Source organism: Amycolatopsis solani (genome assembly GCF_033441515.1).
Taxonomy (GTDB): Bacteria; Actinomycetota; Actinomycetes; order Mycobacteriales; family Pseudonocardiaceae; genus Amycolatopsis; species Amycolatopsis solani.
The window spans coordinates 1,160,135-1,177,059 of record NZ_JAWQJT010000003.1; the positions used below are offsets into that span (position 1 = coordinate 1,160,135).

General features: G+C 71.0%; 14 protein-coding genes. 5 read left to right on the plus strand and 9 right to left on the minus strand.

The features are described from left to right. The first annotated feature begins 1 nt into the window (after position 1). Complete coding sequence (locus tag SD460_RS37985) at positions 2 to 1,561, plus strand: DUF4139 domain-containing protein (protein ID WP_318307436.1); 1,560 nt, start codon at positions 2 to 4, stop codon at positions 1,559 to 1,561. A gap of 168 nt (positions 1,562 to 1,729) precedes the next feature. On the opposite strand, the gene SD460_RS37990 is transcribed toward SD460_RS37985, so the two are convergent. The 3 genes from SD460_RS37990 to pdxR all read right to left on the minus strand — a co-directional run bounded on the left by SD460_RS37990 (position 1,730) and on the right by pdxR (position 4,116). Further along, entirely contained in the window at positions 1,730 to 2,161 is a 432-nt protein-coding gene (locus SD460_RS37990; RefSeq protein WP_290058612.1) for a CBS domain-containing protein, read from the minus strand. A 102-nt stretch (positions 2,162 to 2,263) separates the two neighbouring features. Next, entirely contained in the window at positions 2,264 to 2,710 is a 447-nt protein-coding gene (locus tag SD460_RS37995) for a hypothetical protein (protein ID WP_290058613.1), read from the minus strand. Continuing rightward, positions 2,707 to 4,116, minus strand: a complete 1,410-nt coding sequence (gene pdxR, locus SD460_RS38000) for a MocR-like pyridoxine biosynthesis transcription factor PdxR (protein ID WP_318307437.1) — start codon at positions 4,114 to 4,116, stop codon at positions 2,707 to 2,709. Before pdxR ends, SD460_RS37995 begins: the two co-directional genes overlap by 4 nt. An 83-nt stretch (positions 4,117 to 4,199) precedes the next feature. Here pdxR and SD460_RS38005 point away from each other — a divergent pair, with 83 nt between their 5' ends. Beyond that, the gene (locus SD460_RS38005) at positions 4,200 to 4,772 is read left to right on the plus strand and encodes a TIGR03086 family metal-binding protein (RefSeq protein ID WP_290060506.1); all 573 of its coding nucleotides are present in this window, start codon (positions 4,200 to 4,202) and stop codon (positions 4,770 to 4,772) included. Here SD460_RS38005 and SD460_RS38010 read toward each other — a convergent pair. Then, positions 4,765 to 5,724: a neutral zinc metallopeptidase gene (locus tag SD460_RS38010; protein WP_290060504.1), complete on the minus strand. Its 960-nt coding sequence runs from the start codon at positions 5,722 to 5,724 to the stop codon at positions 4,765 to 4,767. The two genes, SD460_RS38005 and SD460_RS38010, sit on opposite strands and share 8 nt — an antisense overlap. A 112-nt stretch (positions 5,725 to 5,836) precedes the next feature. Here SD460_RS38010 and SD460_RS38015 point away from each other — a divergent pair, with 112 nt between their 5' ends. Further along, positions 5,837 to 7,849, plus strand: a complete 2,013-nt coding sequence (locus SD460_RS38015) for a prolyl oligopeptidase family serine peptidase (protein ID WP_290060502.1) — start codon at positions 5,837 to 5,839, stop codon at positions 7,847 to 7,849. Here the strand turns inward: SD460_RS38015 and SD460_RS38020 are convergent. Both SD460_RS38020 and SD460_RS38025 read right to left on the minus strand, forming a co-directional pair. Next, positions 7,839 to 8,153: a DMT family transporter gene (locus SD460_RS38020; protein ID WP_290060501.1), complete on the minus strand. Its 315-nt coding sequence runs from the start codon at positions 8,151 to 8,153 to the stop codon at positions 7,839 to 7,841. The genes SD460_RS38015 and SD460_RS38020 overlap by 11 nt on opposite strands. Then, on the minus strand, positions 8,153 to 8,764 hold the full coding sequence (locus SD460_RS38025; RefSeq protein WP_290060499.1) for an FMN-dependent NADH-azoreductase: 612 nt from the start codon (positions 8,762 to 8,764) through the stop codon (positions 8,153 to 8,155). Before SD460_RS38025 ends, SD460_RS38020 begins: the two co-directional genes overlap by 1 nt. Positions 8,765 to 8,842: 78 nt before the next feature. Here SD460_RS38025 and SD460_RS38030 point away from each other — a divergent pair, with 78 nt between their 5' ends. Next, on the plus strand, positions 8,843 to 9,397 hold the full coding sequence (locus SD460_RS38030; RefSeq protein ID WP_290060497.1) for a TetR/AcrR family transcriptional regulator: 555 nt from the start codon (positions 8,843 to 8,845) through the stop codon (positions 9,395 to 9,397). On the opposite strand, the gene SD460_RS38035 is transcribed toward SD460_RS38030, so the two are convergent. Together SD460_RS38035 and SD460_RS38040 are read right to left on the minus strand one after the other, a co-directional pair. Continuing rightward, a complete protein-coding gene (locus tag SD460_RS38035; protein ID WP_290060494.1) occupies positions 9,351 to 10,082 on the minus strand; it encodes a hypothetical protein in 732 nt (243 codons plus the stop codon). The two genes, SD460_RS38030 and SD460_RS38035, sit on opposite strands and share 47 nt — an antisense overlap. A gap of 101 nt (positions 10,083 to 10,183) precedes the next feature. After that, positions 10,184 to 10,873, minus strand: a complete 690-nt coding sequence (locus SD460_RS38040) for a ferritin-like domain-containing protein (RefSeq protein ID WP_290060493.1) — start codon at positions 10,871 to 10,873, stop codon at positions 10,184 to 10,186. 155 nt (positions 10,874 to 11,028) lie between these two features. Here SD460_RS38040 and SD460_RS38045 point away from each other — a divergent pair, with 155 nt between their 5' ends. Beyond that, entirely contained in the window at positions 11,029 to 14,046 is a 3,018-nt protein-coding gene (locus SD460_RS38045) for an ATP-binding protein (RefSeq protein WP_318307438.1), read from the plus strand. A 58-nt stretch (positions 14,047 to 14,104) separates the two neighbouring features. On the opposite strand, the gene SD460_RS38050 is transcribed toward SD460_RS38045, so the two are convergent. Beyond that, positions 14,105 to 16,912, minus strand: coding sequence for a vitamin B12-dependent ribonucleotide reductase (locus SD460_RS38050; RefSeq protein ID WP_290060491.1), 2,808 nt, complete (start codon positions 16,910 to 16,912; stop codon positions 14,105 to 14,107). Positions 16,913 to 16,925: the final 13 nt, after the last annotated feature.

Here is a 16,925-nt window from a genome sequence, read left to right on the forward strand (position 1 = left end):
CATGCCGACCGTGGAAGCGCCGATCGCCGCCGTGACCGTCTACCCGCAGCAGGCCCGGATCACCCGCCGGGGTAAAGCGCCACTGGACGGCGGGCCCCGCCTGACGTTCGCGGGCCTGCCCCTGGCCCTCGACCCGGCGTCGGTGCGCGTCACCGGCACGGGCCCGGCGCTGATCACCGGCGTCGACGTCCGCACCGAGCGCCACGCCTCCCCGGCCGACGCCGCCCTGCGCGCCCTCGTCGAGCAGCGGCGGGCGGACCAGGCCACGCTCGACGGCGTCGTGGACGACGAAGCGGCCGAAGCGATGAAGGTGGATCTGCTGACTTCGCTGGCGAAGCGGAGTGGCGGCAGTTTCGCGAAGGCGCTGGCGGCGGGGACGGCGGAGCCCGCGCGGGTGGGTGAGGTGACGGACGCGCTGAGCTCGCGGCTGGCCACGGCGTTGAAGGCGCGGAGGGTGCTTTCGGATCGGATCGTCCGGCTGCGCGAGGACCTCGCGGCGCTCGACCGGCGGATCGCGGAGCACAGCGCGCAGTCCGAAGAGGACAGTACATCGGTGGTGGTAGAGCTGGAGATCTCGGACCCGTCGGGCTCGGCCGAGCTGGAACTGTCCTATGTGGTCCCCGGGGCGAGCTGGGCGCCGGGGTACGACATCCGGGTGCGCGGCACCGACGTCACGGTGGTGTCGTACGGGCTGGTCAGCCAGCACACGGGCGAGGACTGGCCGGAGTGCGAGCTGGCGTTGTCGACGGCCCGGCCGGCGGTTTCGGTGGTGGTGCCGGAGCTTTCGCCGTGGTTCCTGGACCGCGTCCACCCTGTCCCCCCGGCCCCGGCGGCGGCTTACGGGGGTTCCGGGGGCGGGATTCCGGAGGGCGCGCGGGCGCGGGGTTTCGCCGCTTCGGCCGCGACTCTGATGGCGCCGAAGCTGGCGTCCGTGGAGCAGGGGACGACGGCGGTGACTTACCGGCCTTCGCGTCCGGTGGCGGTGCCTTCGGGGGCGCAGGGGCACCGGACGACGTTGGCCCAGCTTTCGCTCACGGCGGTTTTGGGTCACGTGACGGCGCCCGTGTTGGCTGAGGAGGCTTATCTGCGGGCGGTCGTGGTCAATTCCTCTTCGCTGGCTCTGTTGCCGGGGCGGGCTTCGGTGTTCCACGAGGCGGAGTTCGTGGGGACCACGTCCTTGGAGGCCTGGGCTCCCGGGGAGGAGCTGGAGCTGGCTTTGGGGGTCGACGACCGGATCCGGGTGGAGCGGGAATTGGTGCGTCGTTCCGCTTCCAAGGCGGCGTTGTCGGGGCAGAAGCGGCGGGAGGCGGAGTACCGGATTTCGGTGGGGAATTACGGGCCCCGGCCGGCTTCGGTGACGGTGCTGGATCAGGCGCCGGTTTCCCGGGATGACGCGGTTACGGTGAAGGACGTGAAGACTTCGCCGGAGCCGGTGGAGACTTCGGCACTGGGTGAGTTCACTTGGAAGCTGGAACTGGGGGCCGGGGAGACGGGCGAGGTGCGGCTTTCTTACCGGGTGGATGTGGCGAAGGGGGTGGAGTTGTCGGGGTGGCGGGAGTGAATTTCGCCAGCGCCCTTTGAAACGCTCAGCCGCCGGAACCGGAGCCGCGTCGAATCCTCGATGTGGTGCGGTGGAGGACAAGCCGCTCGATTCGTTCTGCGGCCGCATGTGCACGAAGTGAGACAGGCGGTCCGGCTCGCCCGGCCACGGCCGAGCCGGACCGCGAAGCTAGCCCTGCGCGATGTACGCCTGCAGCTGTTCCTGGCTCTGCTCCAGCTGCTCCATCCGGTTCTTCACCACATCGCCGATCGACACGATCCCCGCCAGCCGGCCGTCGACCAGCACGGGCACGTGCCTGATGCGGCGCTCCGTCATCAGGACCGACAGCTGGTCCACCGAATCCTCCGGGCCGCAGCTCGCCACCAGCTTCGTCATGATCTCCGAGACCGGGCCGTCCAGGAGGGCCGGGCCTCGCTCGTTCAGGCGGCGGACCACGTCGCGTTCCGAGACGATTCCCGCGATCGAGCCGTCGGGGGCGACGACCACCATCGCGCCGACGTTGTGTTCGGACAGGCCGGTCAGCAGTGTGGTCACCGTGGTGTCCGGGGTGACCGTCGCGACCGCCGTCCCCTTCGTGCGCAGCAGATCCGCAATCCGCATGGCGATCCTTCCCGTCGGTGAGCTGGATCACCACAGGGTAGGTCCCCCCGGCACCGCGCGAAAGTCCGGCAAACGGGGCGTCTTCGTGGTATTCGAACCGATTCAGCCGAGGCGTTCGGCCAGGCCGTCCAGTGCCGACCTGATTCCCGCCGCGTAGTCGTCGTCGCAGAGGGCGTCGAGGCGGGCTCGGGCCAGGGCCAGCTGCTCGCGGGCCGCCGCCAGGTCGCCCAGTTTGCGGTAGTCCTCGCCCAGGTTGAGGTGCAGCGACGGGTAGAAACCGCGCACCGCCAGGGACGCGTGGTACTCCTGGGCCCGCGAATCCGTCAGGGAGTCCGCCGCCGCCAGGGCGCGCAGGTCCCACTCGAGCTCCTCGGCCGGGTCGTCGCAGACGTCGGCCATGTGGTGCGCCAGCGCGACGCGGTGCAACGGGTCGCCGTCCGGGCCGATCGACGCCCACAGCTGCGTGAACGTCGCGTGCGCGCCGGCGCGGTCGCCGCCGATGTGCTGCCGCAGACCGGCGTCGATCGCCACCATCACGTCGTCGGTCATGCCGCTCCCTCGTCCACCAGTGCCCGCAGCCGGGCCAGTCCCGGCTCGATCCGCTCGGCCGCGACCGCACCGTAACCGAACACCAGGCCGTGCCGCCGCTCCCCCACCCCGAAGTCCCCCAACGAGTACAGCCGCACGCCGCGCCGGCGGGCCGCGCGGACCAGCGGGCCGCAATCCGACGTGGCCACCGCGCTCAGGTGCAAGCCCGCCGAAGACGGCAGCGGCGTCAGGAAGTCCGCGAACGAAGCCAGCGACCGGGTCAGCAGCTCGTGCCGCTCGCGGTAGATCTTCCGCATCCGCCGGACGTGCCGGGCGAAGCCGCCCTCGGCCATGAACGCCGCCAGCGCCGCCTGTTCGACGTTCGGCGCGTGCCAGTCGGTCAGGTACCGGGCCTTGACCAGAGCCGGCACGAGCGACGGCGGCGCGATGAGGAAGCCCAGCCGCAGCGCGGGCGAAAGCACCTTCGAGAACGAGCCGACGTAGACGACACGACCGCGGGAATCCAGGCTGTGCAACGGTTCCAGCGGCCGCCCGGTGTAGCGGAACTCGGTGTCGTAGTCGTCTTCGACGAGCACCGCGTCGTTGCGCTCGGCCCAGTCGAGGAGCTCGAGCCGGCGCTCCAGCGACATCGACAACCCCAGCGGGTACTGGTGCGACGGCGTCACGTACACCAGCCGCGTCCCGGCCGGGATCGCGCGCACGACGATGCCCGCCGCGTCCACCGGTACCGGCGCGACCCGGATCCCGCGCGCCGCGAGCACCAGCCGCGGCGGCGGGTAGCCGGGGTCTTCGACGGCGGCGAGGTCGCCGTCGCGGAGCAGGACCCGCGCGACCAGGTCGGTCGTCTGCTGCGCGCCGGCGGTGACGACGACCTGCGCCGCGCTCGCCCGGACGTCGCGCGACACCCCGGCGTGCCGCGCGATCTCGGTGCGCAGCGCCGCCAGTCCCTGCGGGTCGCCGTAGGTCATCAGGTCGGCTTGGCCGGCCCGCAGCCGCTGGGTGACGAGCCGGCGCCAGGTGTCGAACGGGAACCGCGTCAGGTCAGGGACGCCGGGCCGGAAGTCGAACTCCGGCGCCGGGGCGAACGGCGCCGGGGGCGGCGGGACGGCGTCCCACTCCGGCAGCGGCCGCACGCCGGACACGGGCGAGGGCTCCGGCCGGGCCGCCGCGGACGCCGTGACGAAGGTGCCGGCGCCGACGCGGCCGGTCAGGAACCCCTCGGCGGTGAGCCGGTCGTAGGCCGCGCTGACCGTCGTCCGGGAGACCGCCAGCCGCTGCGCGAGTTCGCGGGTCGGCGGCAGCGCCTCGCCGGGCCGGATCCGGCCGGCCAGGATCGCCGCGCGGAGCTGCCGGTAGATCGATTCGCGGTGGCCGCGCGTGCCGGTCAGGTCGATGTGGATCTCCACCGGTGCCAGTCTAGATTGGCCCACCAGAAGTGCCGCAGATTTGGCACTGTTCGTGGTCCGCTGGCCCGCCTAGCGTGCGAAGCATGGATCTCCGCGAACTCGACCGCCGCGCGCTGCTCGTCCTCGACAAGATCGTCGCCGCCGTGACCCCCGCCGACCTCACCCGCCCCACGCCGTGCGCGGGCTGGACCCTGGCCGACCTGCTCCGCCACCAGGTCAGCGAGAACCACGCCTTCGCGACCGCCGCCCGCGAGGGCTCGGCGCCGGACTGGGACGCCGGCGAGCTCGGCGACGACGCCCCCGGCGCCTACCAGGCGTCCGTCGACGACTTCCTCGACGCCTTCGCCGACGACGCCGTGCTGGCGCGGCAGCTCACGATCAACCACTTCGGCACGTTCCCCGGCCCGATCGCCGCCCACATGCACCTGGTGGACACCGTCGCGCACGGCTGGGACCTGGCCCGCGCGCTGGGCCTGCCCTACGAGCCGGACGCCGAGGCCGTGCACGTCGCCCTCAAGCTGGCCGAGCGGATCCCGGACGAAGGCCGCGAACAGAACAACTCGTTCGCCCGCAGCGTCGAGGTCCCCGCGGACGCGAGCGAGCTCGACCGGTTCCTGGCCCTGCTGGGCCGGGATCCCGCGTGGACAGTCAGCTGACCTCGGCGACCGGGGCGCTCCAGGTGTCGCACGCCTTCGTCGTCTTGCCGTCGTAGCCCGCCTTCGCCCAGGACAGCTGGTGCTTGCGGGAGCCGTGGGTGTCGCTGTCGTTGGCCCGGCCGTAGTCGGCGACGGCGGCGTTCGCCAGCGACCGGCTGATCGAGCCCGTGCCGGCGACGGCCGCCAGGAAGAGCGCGCCGAAGCAGTTGGCCTGCAGCTCGATCCGGCGCACGACCTCCTTGTCGGCCGCGCTGTCCTCGTCCGGCGACGTCATCTTGTCCGCCGCCGCCGACAGGATGCCGCTCTCGCGCTGCACGTGGTGGCCGTATTCGTGGGCGATCGTCGCGATGTGCCGGGCCTTGTTGAGCCCGGCGTCCGCCAGCATCCAGTCGGTCGGGGCGTAGATCGTCGTGTCGCCGCCGCAGTAGTAGGCGACGGCTTCGTTCTCGGTCGGCGCGGCGCCGCACGCGCTGTGTTCGGGCAGCTTCACCGAGACCGTGACGATCAGCCTCGGCTCGTTCGCCTTCTCCAGGGCCGGGCGCCAGGACTCCGCCAGGCAGTCGGCAAGCCTGCCGTAGTACGCCTCGAGCTGGTCGGCGGAGCGGCCGAGGTCGGGCAGCGCGCACGTCGCCGGCCCGGGCGTGATGCCGTCGGACAGCAGCGGGTTGCGGGCCAGCTCCGGCACCGGCTTCACCTCCGTGCCGCCGCTGTAGGCACGGCCGGTGTCCGCGCCCTGGGCGGCGAAAGCGCGCCCGTCGACCCGCCGCGGAATGGTGGCCGCGATCAGGGAGATGGTCAGCACGACGATCAGTACCCCGCCGACGGCGCCCCAGAGCCGGTGGTGCGGCGGGGCGATCGGGACGGGCGGTGCGGCGGCCCAGTTCGGGGCCCACGGGTTCGGCTCCGGCGCCCAAGCGGGTCCCGGCGGACCGGGCTCTCCGTCGTCGTTCACGCTCTCCCCCTGCTCGGTGGCACCAGCATACGGACGACCCGGGAGGCAGGGATCACGAAACGAAAACGCCACCCGGTGGCCGGGCGGGCCGGGCTCGGGCAAGACTGGGGGCATGAGTGTCGAGGACCCGTACCTGTGGCTGGAAGACGTGACCGGCGAAGACGCGCTGGACTGGGTGCGCGCCCGCAACGGCGAAACGCTGGCCGAGCTGACCACCGGAGCGCGCTTCGCCGAGGTGCGTGACGAGCTGCGCGAAGTGCTGGACGCCGACGACCGGATCCCGTACGTGCGCCGCCGCGGCGAGTACCTCTACAACTTCTGGCAGGACGCGAGCCACCCGCGCGGCCTGTGGCGGCGGACGACGCTCGAGTCCTACCGGCAGGCCGAGCCCGACTGGGAGCTGCTGCTCGACGTCGACGCGCTGGCCGAGGCCGAGGGCGAGAACTGGGTCTGGCAGGGCGCCACCGTGCTGCGGCCGGGCTACCGGCGCGGCCTGGTCGAGCTGTCCCGCGGCGGCGCGGACGCCACCGTCGTGCGCGAGTTCGACCTCGACGCGCACGAGTTCGTCGAGGACGGCTTCACCGTCCCGGAGGCGAAGACGCGGATCGGCTGGATCGACGAGGACCGCGTCTACATCGGAACGGACTTCGGCCCCGGCACGCTGACCAGCTCCGGCTACCCCCGGCTCTCGAAGGAGTGGCGGCGCGGGACCCCGCTGGCCGAGGCCGTCACGGTCTACGAAGGCAAGCCCGACGACGTCTCGATCGGCGCGTCCCACGACCCGACCGAAGGCTTCGAACGCGACTTCGTCAGCCGCGCGATCGACTTCTACCGCTCGGAGCTGTACCTGCGCACGCCTGATGCGCTGGTCAAGATCGACGTGCCCGACGACGCGAGCGCGTCCGTGCACCGCGAATGGCTGCTGGTCCGGCCGCGCACGGCGTGGACGGTCGGCGGCACCGAGCACCCCGCCGGCTCGCTGATCGGCATCCGCTTCGACGCCTTCCTGGCCGGCGACCGCGCCTTCGCCACGCTGTTCACGCCAGACGAGCACACCTCGCTCGACTACTGGGCCTGGACGCGCAACCACCTGCTGCTGGGCACGCTGCGCGACGTCCGCACGGAGCTGCGCACCCTGACGCCCGGCCCGGACGGCTGGACCGAGGAGCCCCTGTCCGGCGGGCCGGAGTTCGGCAGCGCCGACATCTTCGACACCGATCCCGACGTCAGCGACGAGTACCTGCTCAACTCCAGCGGCTTCCTGCAGCCGTCGACGCTGAGCTACGGCCACGTCGGCGAGGAGGTCGAAGTGCTGAAGCAGGCTCCGGCGTTCTTCGACGCGTCGGGCATGAGCGTCGCGCAGTACTTCGCGACGTCGGAGGACGGCACGAAGATCCCGTACTTCGTCGTCCGGCCGTCGGGTGCGGAGGGCGGCCCGACGCTGCTGACCGGCTACGGGGGCTTCGAGGTCTCGCTGACGCCGTCCTACAGCGGGATGATCGGCCGCGGCTGGCTCTCGCGCGGCGGCACGTACGTCGTCGCGAACATCCGCGGCGGCGGCGAGTACGGGCCCGGCTGGCACACGCAGGCGATCAAGGCCGAACGCCACCGCGTCTACGAGGACTTCGCCGCGGTGGCCGCGGATCTCGTGTCGCGGGGCATCACGACGCCGTCGCGGCTGGGGATCCAGGGCGGCAGCAACGGCGGCCTGCTGATAGGCGTCATGCTGACGCGCTACCCGGAGCGGTTCGGCGCGATCGTCAGCCAGGTGCCGCTGCTGGACATGCGCCGCTACCACCTGCTGCTGGCCGGCGCGTCGTGGATGGCCGAGTACGGCGATCCGGACGAGGCCGCGGAATGGGAGTACATCGCGAAGTACTCCCCGTACCAGAACGTCCACAGTGGACGCGCGTACCCGCCGTCGCTGTTCGTGACGTCGACGCGCGACGACCGCGTGCACCCCGCCCACGCCCGCAAGATGGTGGCGCGGATGCGTGAGCAGGGGCACGACGTCCGGTATCACGAGAACATCGAAGGCGGCCACGGCGCCGCGGCGGACAACGAGCAGCTGGCCTTCAAGTGGGCGCTGGTCTTCGAGTTCCTGTGGGAGCAGCTCACGAAGTGACGCGCGCGAGCACGACGCCGCCGACGATCAGGGCCAGCGCGGCCGCCCGGCCGGCGCTCAGCGGGTCCTTGTTCACGACGACGCCGAGCACGATCGCCCCGACGGCGCCGATCCCGGTGAACACGGCGTAGGCCGTGCCCACCGGGACGGTGTCCATCGCGCGCGAGAGCAGGTAGACGGCGGCCGCGCCGAGCACGAAGCACAGGAGCGTCGGCCACGGCCGGGTGAAGTTCTCCGTCGGTTTGATGCTCTGCGACCAGGCGATCTCGACGAGCCCGGCGAAGACGAGTGTCACCCAGCCCATCAGAGCGCCTTCAACGCGGCTTCGCGCGACGCTTTTCGCTCGCCGTCGCGCGGGGCGAGGTGCGGATCGACGAGGGCGTTGGTCAGCTCGGCGTGCACGAACCGGATGTCGTCGACGTCGTAGTGCCCGGCGATGAAGTCCCGCAGGTACCGCTCGTGGTGGTCGAAGGGGGCTCGCGGGGTGCCTTCGGCGTACGTCCCGCCGCGGGCGCCGGCGATCACGAACGCTGTGCCCTTCAGCGACATCCGCGGGAACGTCACCTGGTCGATCCACGTCTTGAGCGCGGCCGGGATCGAGAAGTTGTACATCGGCGCGCCGATCAGGACGACGTCGGCTTCGAGCAGCTCGGCCAGGAGCGGCTCGACGACGGCCCAGGCCTGCTTCTGCCCGGGCGTCGTGACGACTTCGGCGTAGCGCGCCGGGTCGGTGATCCCGGCGGCGAGCAGGGCGTCGCAGATCTCGGTCCAGGCCTCGCCGATCACCGGCACCGGGTCGGCGGCGAGGTCGCGGTAGGTGCGGGTGCCGTTCCAGGCGGCGGCGTAGCGGGCGGAGAGTTCGCGGGAGAACGACCGGCGGCGGGCGCTGGAGTCGAGGTGCAGCAGGTGGGTCACGGTTCCTCCTCAAGTGGACGCCTTGTCCACTTCCGCTCAACTGGACACCTCGTCCGCTTATTCCCTAGGCTCGCGCCCATGCCCGAACGCGCCGACGCCGCCCGCAACCGCGCCAAGATCCTGGCGGCGGCCGAGCGGCTGTTCACCGCCCGCGGCGCGGCCGAGGTGACGATGGAGGACATCGCCCAGGCGGCCGGCGTCGGCCGCGGCACGCTGTACCGCCGCTACCCGGACCGCGCGGCGATCGCGGTGGCGCTGCTGGACGAGCACGAGCGCCGCCTGCAGGAGTCGTTGCTGCGCGGCGAGCCCCCACTGGGCCCGGGCGCTCCCCCGGCGTCGCGGCTGACGGCGTTCTACGAGGCGATGGTGGAACTGCTGGAGCGGCACGCGCACCTGGTGCTGGGCGCGGAGGTCGGCCACTCGCGGTTCACGACCGGCGCGTACGGGTTCTGGCGCACGCACGTGCGGGTCCTGGCGGAGGCGGCGGGGGCAGCGGATCCCGACGTGCTGGCGGACGTGCTGCTGGCACCGCTGGCGCCGGAGCTGTTCCTGCACCAGCTGTCCCGGGGCGTCTCGCCGGCGCGGTTCACAGCGACGTTGCGAGGACTGGCCGTCCTGCTGGAGACGGACTGAGGTGTCCACCGGTCGGTGCCGAGTGGCTGGTGCAGCACTCGACGTGCAGCAACGCCATGGGGTTGCGGCGCGGATATGGACTCCGGGTGCCCAGGCCGATTTCCGCGCAACAGTGGGCGCCGGGGTCCTCGGCGAGCCGGGATGGACTGTCTTCGACCAGAGCGCGCACCTCGTCGCCCTCGAGTTCGAACGCGTGCCGGCTGCCGGTGACGAACAACGTGTCGGCCGTGATCTCCCAGCGGAGGTGGTCGCGGAACTCCTGGTAGTGCCGCCGTTCGTGCTCCGCACGCCGGAGCGCGCGGAACGGCCGCGACGGCAGTGTCACCTTGTGCACCGCGGGCGGGCGAAGACGCGCGCGGAGTCCTTTCCACCGCGACGCCGGGAAACCCAGGCTGTGGTGCAGCAGCACCAGGTCGAGCCGCCTGCCGTCGGGCTCTTGCTCGCAGCGGATCGCGCTCGTCCGCAACGGGAGGTGGACGATGCTGTGTGGCGAGCGCGCCGCCAGCCACCACGCGAACGCGAAGTCCACGGACGCGGCCGGGTCGACCGAGAGATCCGCCCCGAACCGGCTTTCGGACAAGAGGCCGTGGGCGATCGGGCGCGCCGGGCGAAGCACGCGGTGATCCGCACCCGCCCACCGCGCGGTGCTGACCAGCATCCGCCGTTCCTGCCCGGCAAGCCGCATCCCGCTGTCCCCCCTCGATGTCCGCCGGAGCCGAACGATAGACCCGGCGGACGCGGGTGCCCACCGGTTTACCTCGACGAGCCCGCGCGGCCGGGCCCGCTTCAGGCGGTGCCGCGGAGTCGCGCGAGCGCGGATTCGAACGCCGTGAGCACGTCCGCCACGAACACCCGTCTCCCGACCCCGAGGCGGTGCAGGGCCGGGCCGTGGTCCGCCGCCACCGTCACCGCCACGCCGATCAGGAGCACCCGCCAAGCGCCGAACACCACCGCGCGCACCGGCTTGGGGAAGCGGGTGAAGCCGATACGGAGGCGGTGGCAGTGGAACGGGACGTGGCGCTCCTCGTCGGCGAGGATGCGGGCCGCGACCTGGGTCACCAGGGGGTCGGTCGTGCCGTCGCGCAAGGCGCGATAGTACCGCAGCGCGACGACCTCGGCGATGAGCAGCACCATGAGTTCCAGCCGCAGCCCGAGCGCCCGCCTCAGCCGGACGAACACGGCGTCGGACCAGTGGTTCGGAATAGTCGGCACCCCAGCGGCGGCCAGCAGCTCGGCGAGCATCCGCGCGTGGTTCTGTTCTTCGGCGACGAACAGCCGCACGGCGGCGAGGTAGTCGCCGTCGCCGGCTTTCGCGATGAGGTTGGCGCCGTCGCCGGCCTCGCCGACCTGGAACCGCTGGACGCTCTTGGCGACGTCGGGGTGCAGGCGGGCACCCTGCGCCCAGGGCGGATCTTCGCGCCGGCTGCGGCGTTCGGCCTCGGTTTCGAAGTCGTGGAGCCAGTGTTCGTCCGTCATCAGTTCGATAGTGCCGTGACACAGTGGGGTTCGTGTGCGGTTTTCACGGAGATCGGTGCGGGTTTTGGAAGACCGTCGGGTTGCACCGACCCGGGCGGGTTGGGGATGCTGGTCCTTCGGGAACACGGTTTCGCCCGGCCCTCGAGGGAGGTGCGATGACGCGTTCAAGATCGGCTGTGCACCGCACCATCCTCGTCGTGGACGTCGAAGGGTACGGAAACGCGCATCGGACGAACGACCACCGGCTCGCCGTGCGGCACGGCATGTATGAGATCTTGAAAATCGCGTTCACCCGGGCCGGGCTCACGTGGGACATGTGCGAAGCCGATGACTGCGGTGACGGCGTAATGATTCTCGCCCCGCCGGACCAGCCGAAATCCCTGTTCGCGGAAACACTCCCCGGACAACTGATCGCGGCGCTGCGGGAACACAACGGCCGGCACGCCCCGGAAGCACGGATTCGGCTGCGGGTGGCCCTGCACGCGGGCGAGATCCATTTCGACGACCATGGTTTCGCGGGCGCAGCGATCAACCTGACATTCCGGCTCATCGATTCGGCGCCGTTGCGCGACGCGCTCGCCGATTCACCCGGCGTCCTGGCCATGGTCGTCTCCGGCTGGTTCTTCGAAGATGTGGTCCGGCACTGCCCGGGCGCCCACCCCGCGAGCTATCAGCGGCTTCCGGTCGAGGTTAAAGAGACCAGCACCATCGGCTGGTTCTGCCTGCCGGACCAGCCCGTCGCGGACGAGCGGCGAGGCAAGATCCCGGTTCAGCGGTCCAGGAGCGAAGTGGCGAGCACGTGGACGCTCCCGCGCGACACGGCGTCGTTCACGGGGCGGGCCGATGAGCTGAGCAGGCTGGCCGCCGCCGCCCGCGAAGAGGGTGGGCAGCAGGTCGTCGGCATCCAGGCGATCGACGGGATGGCGGGGATCGGCAAGACTTCGTTCGCCATCCACGCGGCCCACCAGCTGGTCGACTGGTTCCCGGACGCCCAGCTGTTCCTGCGGTTGCACGCCCACACGCCGGGGCAGACGCCGGTCAACCCCACCGACGCGCTGGCTTCCCTGCTCACCATGGTCGGGGTCGACGCCCAGCACCTTCCCGCCGACCTCGACTCCCGAGCCGCCATGTGGCGCGACCGGGTCGCAGGCAAGCGCGTGCTGCTGGTGCTGGACGATGCGGACAGCCACCGGCAAGTCGAGCCGCTGCTGCCCGCGACGCCGGGCTGCCTGGTCCTCGTGACCAGCCGGCGCCGGCTGACGGCACTCGACACGACCATTACGCTCTCCCTGGACACGTTGCCCGCGCGCGAAGCAGCCGACCTCTTCACCAGCCTTTCGCGACGCGAGGTGCTCGGGCCGCAGTCGGACGTGCTGGCCGACGTGATCCGCTCGTGCGGTCACCTCCCGCTGGCCATCTCCCTGCTGGCCGGACGGCTGCGCGACCACCCGATGTGGACCATCGAGGATCTGGCCGGAAAGCTGCACGAGTCGCACGACTGGGTCATCCGCCAGACCCACGCCGAAGAAGTGGCAGTGACCGCCGCCTTCCACCTTTCGTACCGCAACCTGCGGGCGGACCGGCAGCGCTTCTTCCGCTACATCAGCCTGCACCCCGGAACCGAATTCGAAGCCACCAGCGCCGCGGCGCTCGCCGATATCCCGGTTGACGACGCCCGGACGCACCTCGACAACCTGTACAACGACCACCTGCTCAACGAGACCGCGCCCGAGCGCTATCGCATGCACGACCTGGTCCGCGAGTATTCGCGCACCCTGGTCGGCGACGAGACCTCCGGCGACCGAGACCGAGCGGTCGGCCGGCTGCTCGACCACTACAAGAGCGCGGCGACCGCCGCGGACCAGTTCATCACCCAGGACCTGATGCGGGACGCACCCCGGGCCGAGCCGCGGACCCATGGCCGGCCGGGCACCCTTGCGCCGGCCACGCGCGACGCGGCCTGGAAGTGGATGCACACCGAGTCGGCCAACCTGCTCGCCTGCGCGCGGCACGCCGCCGCCCACGCCCTGCCGGAGCAGGTAATCGGCCTGGCGGCCGCGACGGCGGCGTTCCTGGACGTCGTGGGGCCCTGGGACCAGGCCGTCGTCCTGCACCACGACGCCGCGACAGCGGCCCGTGGCCTGGGCGACGACCTCCACACCGCCGACGCCCTGCACCGCATCGGGCGAGCCCAGCACCGGAGGGCCGAATACCCGGCGGCGATTTCCGCGCTGTCCCAGGCCCTCGAGATCTACGATCGCCTGGCTCACGAGCTCGGCCAGGTGGGCACGCTGATCCAGCTCGGGCGGGCGTGGCGGCAGACCGACGAGTACGCCCAAGCGGCGGACGCGTACACGAAGGCGCTTTCGTTGTCCCGCAGGCTCAAAGACCGCACCGACGAGGCTTGCGCACTCAACGAACTGGGCATCATCCGGCTCGTCAAGGGCGAATACACCGAGGCGATATCGGCGCACAGCAGCGCCTTGGACATCTACACCGCGCTCAAGGACCGGACCGGCCAAGCCGACGCCGTCAACGAACTCGGCGTGGCGAAACGGATGACGGGCGACTACACCGCTGCGATCGAACTCCACGCGCGGGCCTTGGACGTCTACCGCGATCTCCGCGACGGGTTCCACCAAGCCCTCACCCTCAACAACCTGGGCACGGCGTTGCGGGCGAGAGGAAAGCCGGCCGAAGCGATCGAAGCCCACCAGGAAGCGCTGGCCATCGCGAGGAACTCGGGCGATCGCATCGGCCAGGCCATCGCCCTCAACGAGCTCGGTGCCGCTCAGGCGACGACGGAGAGCTTCGCGGCCGCGACGGCATCCCACGACCGCGCGCTCGCCCTCTACCGGATGCTCGGTCAGCACCTGGGGGTCGCGGAGACGCTCAACCACAAAGGCACACTGCTACTCGCTTCCGGGAACCCGCGAGACGCCCAGGCCCAGCACGAGATGGCGCTCGAGGTCGCGCGAGGGATCAGCACTCCCCTCGAAGAAGCGCGGGCGCTCGCAGGCCTCGGCTGGTGCGCCGCCGACCTCGGCGACACGACCGCGACCCACGACTACTTCCACCAGGCCCTGGCCATCTACGACCGGCTGGGCGCGGCCGAGCGGTTCGAGATCACGCGCGCGATCGCCACCCTCGCCTCCGCGCACCGGACCGAATAGTCCGTACACACCTGCCCGCGGGCCGGGTGGCGGGACGCGCGTCCCGCCACCCGGATTGTCAGCTACAACCCGAAGTCGCGCCGCAGCCTTCGCAGGCGTAGCACGAGCCGGCCGGGCGCATCTTCGTGCCGCACGTCATGCACAGCGGGGCGTCCGCCGCCTTGCCGAGGCGGAGCTCCATCAGCTCCGTCGTCGTCTGGGCTTCGCGGTGGGGGTGCTCCGGTTCCTCCGCGTGCGGCTCCGGTGAGGAGTCCACTGTGGACCGCAGGGCTTCGAGGTCCGGCGTGCCGTAGCTCGCCTCGACCTCCGCCGAGCGCTCGTCCGCCGACAGGATGCCCAGCTGGGCGCGCTTCTCCTGCGGCAGGTAGTCCAGCGCCAGCCTGCGGAACAGGTAGTCCATCACGCTCGTCGCGATGCGGATGTCCGGGTCGTCGGTCATGCCGGCCGGCTCGAAGCGCAGGTTCGAGAACTTCGAGACGTAGAACTCCAGCGGGATGCCGTGCTGGAGGCCGACCGAGATCGACATCGAGAACGCGTCCATCACGCCGGCCAGGGTCGAGCCCTGCTTGCCCAGCTTGACGAAGATCTCGCCGAGGCCGTCGTCCGGGTAGGAGCCCGCCGTCAGGTAGCCCTCCGCGCCGCCGACCGTGAAGGACACCGTCTGGCTCGGGCGCTTCTTCGGCAGGCGCTTGCGCACCGGCCGGTACTCGACGACCTTCTCCGGCTCCGCGACGGCCTTGTCCTTCTTGGCCGTCGACAGCGGCTGGCCGACCTTGCAGTTGTCGCGGTAGATCGCGAGGGCCTTGAGGCCGAGCTTCCAGCCCTGGAAGTAGATCTCCTCGACCTCTTCGACCGTCGCCGACTCCGGCATGTTGACCGTCTTGGAGATGGCGCCGGACAGGAACGGCTGCACCGCCGCCATCATCCGGACGTGGCCCATCGGCGCGATCGAGCGCTCGCCGACGGCGCAGTCGAACACCTCGTAGTGCTCGGGACGCAGCCCCGGCGCGTCGACGACGTGGCCGTTCTGCGCGACGAACTCGACGATCGCCTCGACCTGCTCGGTCGGGTAGCCCAGCGCCTCCAGCGCGCGCGGCACGGTCTGGTTGACGATCTGCATCGAGCCGCCGCCGACGAGCTTCTTGAACTTCACCAGCGAGAAGTCCGGCTCGATGCCGGTGGTGTCGCAGTCCATCATGAAGCCGATGGTGCCGGTGGGCGCGAGCACGGACGCCTGCGCGTTGCGCCAGCCGTGCTTCGTGCCGATGTCGATGCCCTTCTTCCACTCCTGCGTCGCCAGCGCGCGGACGGCGGCGTCGTTCGAGTGGTAGGTGCGGACGAGCTCGTTCGCCGCCGCGTGCTTGCGCATCACGCGCTGGTGCGACTCGGCGTTGCGCGCGTAGCCCTCGTACGCGCCGACGACCTGGGCCATCTCCGCCGAACGGCGGTAGGACACGCCAGTCATCAGCGACGTGATCGCCGCCGCGAGGGCGCGGCCGCCTTCGGAGTCGTACGCGTGGCCCAGCGCCATCAGCAGCGCGCCGAGGTTGGCGTAGCCGATGCCGAGCTGGCGGAACTTCCGCGTGGTGTCGGCGATCGGCTCGGTCGGGAAGTCCGCGAAGCAGATCGAGACGTCCATCGCGGTGATGACGAACTCGACGGCGCGCGCGAACAGCGGCGCGTCGAAGGTGCCCTCGGGCGTGACGAACTTGAGCAGGTTCAGCGAGGCGAGGTTGCAGCTCGAGTTGTCGAGGTGCATGTACTCGCTGCACGGGTTCGACGCGGTGATCCGGCCGGACTCCGGGCAGGTGTGCCAGTCGTTGATCGTGCCGTCGTACTGGATGCCGGGGTCGGCGCACTCCCACGCGGCCTGCGCGACGCCGCGGAACAGCTTCTTCGCGTCGGTGCGCTCGATGACCTCGCCGGTGAGCCGGGCACGCAGGCCGAAATCGGTGCCGTTCTCGACCGCCTGCATGAACTCGTCGGACACGCGGACCGAGTTGTTCGCGTTCTGGTACTGCACCGAGGAGATGTCCGCGCCGGAGAGGTCCATGTCGAACCCGGCGTCGCGGAGGACCTTGATCTTCTCCTCTTCGCGGGCCTTCGTCTGGACGAACTCCTCGATGTCCGGGTGGTCGATGTCGAGCACGACCATCTTCGCCGCGCGCCGGGTGGCGCCGCCGGACTTGATGGTGCCCGCGGACGCGTCGGCGCCACGCATGAACGAGACCGGGCCGGACGCGGTGCCGCCGGAGGTCAGCAGCTCCTTCGAGGAGCGGATGCGCGAGAGGTTCAGGCCGGCGCCGGAGCCGCCCTTGAAGATGAGGCCCTCCTCGCGGTACCAGTTGAGGATCGACTCCATCGTGTCGTCGACGGCGAGGATGAAGCACGCCGAGACCTGCTGCTTCGAGGCCGTGCCGACGTTGAACCAGACCGGGGAGTTGAAGCTGAAGACCTGGTGCAGCAGCATCCAGGTGAGCTCGTGCTCGAAGATTTCGAGGTCCTGCGGCGAGGAGAAGTAGCCGTGGTCGCGGGCGGCCTTGACGTACGTCTTCACGACGCGGTCGATGAGCTGCTTGAGGCTGCGCTCGCGCTGCGGGCTGCCGACGGCGCCGCGGAAGTACTTGCTGGTGACGATGTTCGTGGCGTTGACCGACCAGAAATCGGGGAACTCCACGCCGCGCTGCTCGAAGTTGACCGAGCCGTCGCGCCAGTTCGTCATCACGACGTCGCGCTGTTCCCAGGTCACCTGGTCGTAGGGGTGCTGCCCCTCGGTGGTGAAGACGCGCTTCACGCTCAGCCCGCCGGCTGCCTTGCTCTTCTTGCCGGCGGCCGCGCCGGCCCCGGTTCCCACGGTTTCGGTCATCGGTCGAACCCTC